The organism is Telmatospirillum sp. J64-1 (assembly GCF_006980715.1).
Taxonomy (GTDB): Bacteria; Pseudomonadota; Alphaproteobacteria; order Rhodospirillales; family Magnetospirillaceae; genus Oleiliquidispirillum; species Oleiliquidispirillum nitrogeniifigens.
This window is the reverse complement of the sequence record NZ_SBHN01000087.1, coordinates 1-591: the sequence shown is the minus strand read 5'-3', so window position 1 is coordinate 591 and position 591 is coordinate 1. Positions and strand designations below refer to the sequence as shown.

At 64.8% G+C, this 591-nt stretch carries 1 protein-coding gene; it reads right to left on the bottom strand.

The features are described from left to right. Window positions 1-569, bottom strand: a 569-nt coding sequence (locus EPD66_RS23880; protein WP_142851048.1) for an AAA family ATPase, incomplete at its 3' end; no start/stop codon positions are given. Between the last annotated feature and the right edge of the window lie 22 nt (window positions 570-591).

Genomic DNA, 591 nt, shown 5'->3' with positions numbered 1-591 from the left:
GCCTTGTGAAGAAAGGCGATCAGGTCGTCCTTGACCTCGCACTCGCACAATCCCTTGACCATGGCCCGCACGTCCTCAAGGCTCGCACGCTGGAACTCGACGGGCTTGCTGATGCGGCTGGCGATCTGGGGATAGCGTGTCAGGCCGGTGCGGATGCGGCCCATGCCGACCAGGATGAAGGGGATCTCCAGCATGTCCGAGAGGTCGCGCAGGGTTTCCAGCAGCTTGGCCGAGCGAACGATGTGGTCCACTTCGTCCACGATCACCGCAAAAATTTCATCGCTCCGCTCGGCCTGACGGGCACGGGCGCCCAGGGCCTGCAGGGCTTGCCCGTACATCCGCTCGAAACTGTGAGCGGGCACCACGTTGAGGCTGCCCAGCAGCTCGCGCATCATCCAGGCGGCCGTCCATTCGGCCTTGGCACGGATGTAGATGCTGCCGGTCTGGGTGGCCCACCAACTGACCGTGGCGGTCTTGGACACGCCCGGCTCGCCGTCGAGGACCATCAGGCAGGCCTCCTCGGCGCCGCGCTTCTGGACCTCCGCCAGCGCACTCATGAAGCGCGACACGTTCGAGGTCTTCACAAACACA